This is a genomic window from Arthrobacter sp. H-02-3, from assembly GCF_003097355.1.
GTDB lineage: Bacteria > Actinomycetota > Actinomycetes > Actinomycetales > Micrococcaceae > Arthrobacter > Arthrobacter humicola.
The window spans coordinates 205,624-211,913 of sequence record NZ_PYUI01000007.1; the positions used below are offsets into that span (position 1 = coordinate 205,624).

A 6,290-nucleotide genomic window follows, 5' to 3' on the forward strand; every position below is an offset into this window, starting at 1 on the left:
CGGGGCCGTGCGGCAACTACACGCTGCGTACCGCGATCACGGCGTTGTGTCCGCCGAAGCCGAACGAGTTGCTCAGCGCCGCAATGCTGCCGGCGGGCAGGTCGCGGGCCGTCGTGACGACGTCGAGCGGGATTTCCGGATCCTGGTTCTCGAGGTTGATGGTCACCGGTGCCTTGCGGTCGTACACGGCCATGACGGTCAGCACGGCCTCCACCGCACCGGAGGCGCCCAGCAGGTGCCCCATCTGCGACTTGGTGGCCGAGACCGCCACGCTGTCCACGTGCTTGCCCAGGGCGGCCTTGAGCGCCGTGTACTCGGGCTTGTCGCCGACCGGGGTGGAGGTGGCGTGCGCGTTGACGTGCACCACGTCTTCGGGCTGGATGCGGCCGTCGAACATGGCAGCCTTCAGCGCGCGGGTCGCGCCGAGGCCCTCGGGGTCCGGGGCGGTGATGTGGTAGGCGTCGGCGGTGACCGAGGTACCGGCGAGTTCGGCGTAGATCCGGGCGCCGCGGGCCAGGGCGTGTTCCTCGGCTTCGAGCACGAGGGCACCGGCGCCTTCGCCCATGACGAAGCCGTCACGGTCGCGGTCGTAGGGGCGCGAGGCGTGCTCGGGATCGTCGTTGCGGCGCGAGAGGGCCTGCATGGAGGCGAACGCGGCGATCGGCATCGGGTGGATCGCGGCCTCGGCGCCGCCACAGACGACGACGTCGGCCTTGCCGGAGCGGATCAGGTCCAGGCCCATGTGGACGGCCTCGGTGCCGGATGCGCAGGCGGAGACGGGGGTGTGGGCGCCGGCACGGGCGCCCAGGTCGAGGCTGACCGCGGCGGCGGGGCCGTTGGGCATCAGCATTGGAACGGTCATGGGCAGGACGCGGCGGGGGCCCTTTTCGCGCAGGGTGTCCCAGGCATCCAGGAGGGTCCAGACGCCGCCGATGCCGGTGGCGAAGGCCACGGCGAGGCGGTCGTGGTCGATCTCGGTGATCCCGGAGTCGGCCCAGGCCTCGCGGGAGGCAACCACGGCGAACTGCGTCGAGGGGTCCATGCGCTTGGCTTCGACACGGCTCAGGACCTCAAGGGCCGGGGTGGAGGCGCGTGCGGCGAAGTGAACGGGCAGTTCGTACTTTGCCACCCAGTCGTCCTCAAGCGTGTGCGCGCCGGAGACGCCCTTGAGCGCGTTCTTCCACATCGTGGGGACATCGCCGCCGATGGGTGTGGTGGCACCCAGCCCGGTAATGACTACTTTGCGTGCCATGGGATCACTCTCTGTCGGTGCGCCTGCCGTGTCCGGAACCGTGAAGGGGATGGCCGGGGCCTGCGTGGGGAAATCACTGGGGTCGTGCACTTGATGGTGGTGCTGGCGGTCCGGTCCGGGCGCTGCTGGAACGCCCGGACCGGCCACCGGGTCCGCCGTTGCCGGCGGAAAGCCAGACTTAGGCCTGGGCGTTGGCGATGAAGCTCACGGCGTCGCCGACGGTCTTGAGGTTCTTGACCTCTTCGTCGGGGATGCGGACGCCGAACTTCTCCTCGGCGTTGACCACGATGGTCATCATGGAGATGGAGTCGATGTCCAGGTCTTCGGTGAAGGACTTGTCCAGTTCGACAGCCTCCGGGGCCAGACCGGTCTCTTCGTTGACGATTTCAGCCAGGCCGGCCAGGATCTCTTCGTTGTTAGCCATTGATGGCTCCTTTTCTAGTTGTTGCCCCAGGCTGCCGGTGAAATGCCGGCCGTCAGGGCGGAAATGATTCAAACCGAGGGATTCGGCTTGGTGCGGGAAATGCGAGCTGTGCAGAGCTTGGGGGCAGATAGTGAACCTCATGCTCTGCAATGGTGAAACAGGTGAAACGTATTTAGTTCGGGAAGGCGGTGGCTACCTAGGGAAGCACTATCACCTGGGCGCCGAAGACCAGTCCGGCTCCGAAGCCGATCTGCAGCGCCAGCCCGCCGCTGAGCTCGGGGTTTTCCTCAAGCAGGCGGTGGGTGGCAAGGGGGATGGACGCCGCGGAAGTGTTGCCGGCGTCGGCGATGTCGCGGGCGATCTTGACGGTCTCGGGCAGCTTCAGCTTCTTGGCCATCTCGTCGATGATCCGCATGTTGGCCTGGTGCGGGATGAAGGCGGCGAGGTCCTCAGCCGTGACGCCGGCAGCGTCCAGGGCCTGCTGGGCCACCTTGGCCATCTCCCACACGGCCCAGCGGAAGACAGTCTGGCCGTCCTGGCGAAGGGTGGGCCACAGGGAGGCGTCCGTCACGGCGGCTTCCTCGGCGCTGACAGCGGCGCCGCGCTTGCCGGTCAGGGCGAGCTCGCGGATATCCAGCATGGAGTGGGTCATGCCGATGGCGTCCCACTTGCTGCCGTCCGAACCCCAGACCGAGGGGCCGATGCCCGGCGTGTCGGACGGGCCGATCACGACGGCGCCCGCGCCGTCGCCGAGCAGGAAGGAGATGGTCCGTTCCGTGTTGTCGATGACGTCGGAAAGCTTCTCGGCACCGACCACCAGGACGTAGGTGGCCGCTCCGGAGCGCACCAGGGCGTCGCCCTGGGCGATGCCGTAGCAGTAGCCGGCGCAGGCCGCGGAGATGTCGAAGGCCGGGGCCGGCGTCGCGCCGAGGCGGTCGGCCAGGCTCGCGGCCGCGGACGGGGTCGCGTAGGGGTGCGTGACCGTGGAGACGATCACGGCGCCGAGCTGGGAAGCTTCGATGCCGGCCTTCTGCAGGGCCTCACGGGCGGCGCCTTCAGCCATGTCGATCACGCTGACATCGGCGGGCGCGCGGTGCCGGGTGATGATGCCGGTGCGCTGGCGGATCCATTCATCCGAGGAATCGATCCACTGGCACACGTCCTCGTTGGTCACGATGACGCTGGGCCGGTAGGCGCCGATACCCATGATGCGGGTGTTTTCCTGCACGGGCGCCTGCTTCAGAGTGGGAACGCTCATGCCCCTCCCTCCAGTTCTGCAAATAGGGCCAGGGCCGCGGAAAGATCGTCCGGGGTCTTGACGGTGACGGTCTTGACGCCGGGCATACCGCGCTTGGCGAGGCCGGCGAGTGTTCCGGCGGGAGCCAGTTCAATCAGGCCGGTCACGCCGCGCTGCACCATCGTCTCCATGCAGAGATCCCAGCGGACCGGGCGGGAGACCTGGGCAATCAGGCTGTCGACGGCGGCGCCGCCGTCGGTGACTTCCGCGCCGTCGAAGTTGGACAGCAGCGGCACCTGGGGGTTCCGCGGGTGCAGCGACGGGCGCAGTGCCTGCAGGGCGGCGCCGGCCGGGGCCATGTGCGGGGTGTGGAACGCGCCCGCAACCTTCAGCGGAATGACCCGGGCCTTGGCCGGCGGGTTCCCGGCCAGGGCCTTGAGCTGCTCCAGCGTTCCGGCGGCCACGGTCTGGCCTGCGCCGTTGACGTTGGCCGCGGTGGCGCCGGAGGCCTCAATGGCCGCGAGGACGTCGGCCGGGTCGCCGCCCACGACGGCGCTCATGCCGGTCGGGGTGGCGGCAGCGGCGGCGGCCATGCTGTTGGCCCGTTCGCGGACAAACGTCATGGCTTCGGTTTCCGTCAGGACACCGGCCAGCGAGGCCGCGGTGATTTCGCCGACGGAGTGGCCGGCCAGGATGACCGGAAGCGTGCTGAGTTCGACGTCGAACAGTGACTTTGCGGCCACGAGGCCCGCGGCGACGATCAGGGGCTGCGCGACGGCAGTGTCCTTGATGGTTTCCTCATCGGAGGTGGTGCCGTGGGCGGTGAGGTCGATGCCTGCTATTTCGCTGAGGGAGGCCAGGAGGCCTGCGACGGGTGGTAGTTCCAGCCAGGGGGCCAGAAAACCAGGGGTCTGGGAGCCCTGTCCAGGGCAGACGATTGCAAGCACGTAACCAGCTTTCCAAATTACCGCGTGAACATTCGTGTTTTCATGCACCAAGCTCACTGGGTCAGTTTGTAGGAAGTCTACAACGATTCAGGACCCGTTGCGGGGAGGCTGCCGCTCCGCGGGGGCCTTCGGCGGGGTCGAAAGCCGGCCCACCACGAGGGCGGTCTGGAGCACGAACGCCTCCCGCGGCAGGAGCGGGTCCCACCCTGTGACGTCACACACGCGCTTGAGCCGGTAACGCACCGTGTTGGCATGGACGAAGAGTTCCCGGGCCGTTGCCTCCAGCGAATGGCCGAGCTCGAGGTACGTGCCCAGGGTCTCCACGAGCCCGTTGGAGGCGGCCAGCAAGGGGCGGTAGATGTTTTTGACCAGCGAGCGGCGGGCGGCGTCGTCGCCGGAGATCACGCGCTCGGGGAGCAGGTCGTCGGCTGCCACCGGACGCGGCGCGGAGGGCCACGCCCGGGCCGCGGTGAGGCCGGCGAAGGCTGACTGGGCCGAACCGCTGGCCTCGAGGAGGGAGCCCGCCTCGGGGCCGTACACCACCGGGCCGGGGGCAAAGAGTTCGCTGAGCTTTAGGTACGCGGTCTCCCGGTCCTGGAGTCCGCCCAGGATGAGGATGAGGCGGTCGCCCTGGATCCCCACCAGTGCGTCCTCGGCGAAGCGCCCCGCGGTGCGGCGCAGTTCGCTGACGTAGCTGGCGCTCGGCTCCGACGGCGAATTCCCCACCATGACCGTGAACCGTTCCTGCGCCTTCCAGCCCAGGGCCGCGATCCGGGACCGCAGCGCGTCCGTGTTTTCGCCGCGCAGGATGGCATCGACAATCAGGGCTTCCAACCGGGTATCCCAGGATCCGCGGGATTCCGCGGCGCGGGCGTAGACGTCGGCGGCGGCGAAGGCGACCTCCCGCGAGTACCGCAGCACGGCCTCGCGCAGCGCGCCCTGGTCCGCTTCCGGGGCGATGACCGGGACCTGGTCCTCGACGACTTCCACGACGATCCGGATGAGCTGGAGCGCCTTTTGTAGGCTGATGGAGCGGGTCAGTTCGGTGGGGGCGGTGCCGAAGACGTCGGACAGGATCCACGACGGCGAACTCGGCCGTTCGTACCAGGTCACGAACGCCGCGATGCCGTTCTGGGCCACCATGCCCAAGGCGGAGCGTTCGTCCGAGTTCAGCCGGCTGTACCACGGCAGGGACTTTTCCAGCTGGCGCAGTGTCGTCGTCGACAACTGGCCCACGCTCGCCCGAAGCTTCTTGAGGGTCTCAGCCTTCTCCGGAGTCATCGCCCGCGAGGTCGGCTTGCGTTTTTCGGGAGTGGTGATCGGCTCTGCCATGCATCGAGCATACGGGGCGCGCCGCCCAAGCTCCATTTGTGAGAAGGCTACAACTGCCGTTGTCCTGCATCACACCGGCCCGCGCCGGGATCGCGGTGAGGCCCGCCCCCGGAGAGACGGGGGACCACACCGGTTAAACGCCGACGGCGGCCCTCACCAATTGGTGAGGGCCGCCGTCGGGCGCCGGGCCTGGCCTCGCGGCCGGCGGGGCGTCCGGTTAGGAGTCGCCGCCCGCGTTGCCGGTGGTGCCGGCGTTCACGTTGAGCAGCCGGTACTTCTCGATGGCCTGGGCCGGTGCCTGGGCATCGACTTCGCCGCGGCGGGCCAGCATCTGCAGGGAACGGACCACTACCGAGTGGATGTCGTTCTTGAAGAAGCGGCGCGCAGCGGCGCGGGTGTCGGAGAAGCCAAAGCCGTCCGCGCCGAGCGAGGCGAACTCGTTCGGGAGGAACTGCCGGATCTGGTCCGGCACGGCCTTCATGTAGTCGGTGACCGCAACGATCGGACCCGTGGCACCGGCGAGCTGCTGCGTGACGAACGGGACGCGGGCCGGCTGGCCGGGGTTGAGGAAGGCCTCTTCCTCGGCGGCCATGGCGTCGCGGCGCAGTTCGCTCCAGGACGTCACGGACCACACATCGGCGGAGACGCCCCAGTCCTCGGCGAGGATCCGCTGGGCTTCGAGGGCCCAGGGGACGGAGACGCCGGAGGCAAGGATCTGCGTGCGCGGGCCGTCGATCTTGGCCGGTGCCAGCAGGTAGATGCCCTTGGTGATGCCTTCGACGTCGAGCTCGGCCGGCGCCGCCGGCTGGGCGATCGGCTCGTTGTAGACCGTGATGTAGTACATCAGGTTCCGGTCTTCGGAGTCGGGTCCGTACATCCGCTCCAGGCCGTCGCGCATGATCACGCCGATCTCGTAGCCGTACGCGGGGTCGTAGGTGACGACGGCCGGGTTGGTGGCGGCGAGGATCGGGGAGTGGCCGTCGGCGTGCTGCAGGCCTTCACCGGTCAGGGTGGTGCGGCCGGCGGTGGCACCGATGATGAACCCGCGGGTCATCTGGTCCGCGGCGGCCCAGAAGGAGTCGCCGGTGCGCTGGAAAC

At 68.8% G+C, this 6,290-nt stretch carries 6 protein-coding genes; all 6 read right to left on the bottom strand.

Annotated elements, in window-relative coordinates:
- Positions 1–16: 16 nt before the first annotated feature.
- Complete coding sequence (fabF, locus tag C9424_RS09555; RefSeq protein WP_116766638.1) at positions 17–1,252, bottom strand: beta-ketoacyl-ACP synthase II; 1,236 nt, start codon at positions 1,250–1,252, stop codon at positions 17–19.
- 178 nt (positions 1,253–1,430) lie between these two features.
- Positions 1,431–1,676: an acyl carrier protein gene (locus C9424_RS09560; protein ID WP_091256299.1), complete on the bottom strand. Its 246-nt coding sequence runs from the start codon at positions 1,674–1,676 to the stop codon at positions 1,431–1,433.
- 196 nt (positions 1,677–1,872) lie between these two features.
- Complete coding sequence (locus C9424_RS09565; RefSeq protein WP_116766618.1) at positions 1,873–2,934, bottom strand: beta-ketoacyl-ACP synthase III; 1,062 nt, start codon at positions 2,932–2,934, stop codon at positions 1,873–1,875.
- The gene (locus C9424_RS09570; protein ID WP_116766619.1) at positions 2,931–3,860 is read right to left on the bottom strand and encodes an ACP S-malonyltransferase; all 930 of its coding nucleotides are present in this window, start codon (positions 3,858–3,860) and stop codon (positions 2,931–2,933) included. The genes C9424_RS09565 and C9424_RS09570 overlap by 4 nt, the downstream gene beginning before the upstream one ends.
- An 87-nt stretch (positions 3,861–3,947) precedes the next feature.
- On the bottom strand, positions 3,948–5,192 hold the full coding sequence (locus C9424_RS09575) for a PucR family transcriptional regulator (protein WP_116766620.1): 1,245 nt from the start codon (positions 5,190–5,192) through the stop codon (positions 3,948–3,950).
- A gap of 217 nt (positions 5,193–5,409) precedes the next feature.
- A partial coding sequence (locus tag C9424_RS09580; RefSeq protein ID WP_442862024.1) for a transketolase-like TK C-terminal-containing protein occupies positions 5,410–6,290 on the bottom strand: 881 nt, incomplete at its 5' end.

Coding starts and splice junctions, on each gene's coding strand:
- fabF (WP_116766638.1), bottom strand. CDS start 1,252: ATGGCACGCAAAGTAGTCATTACCGGGCTGGGTGCCACCACACCCATC.
- C9424_RS09560 (WP_091256299.1), bottom strand. CDS start 1,676: ATGGCTAACAACGAAGAGATCCTGGCCGGCCTGGCTGAAATCGTCAAC.
- C9424_RS09565 (WP_116766618.1), bottom strand. CDS start 2,934: ATGAGCGTTCCCACTCTGAAGCAGGCGCCCGTGCAGGAAAACACCCGC.
- C9424_RS09575 (WP_116766620.1), bottom strand. CDS start 5,192: ATGGCAGAGCCGATCACCACTCCCGAAAAACGCAAGCCGACCTCGCGG.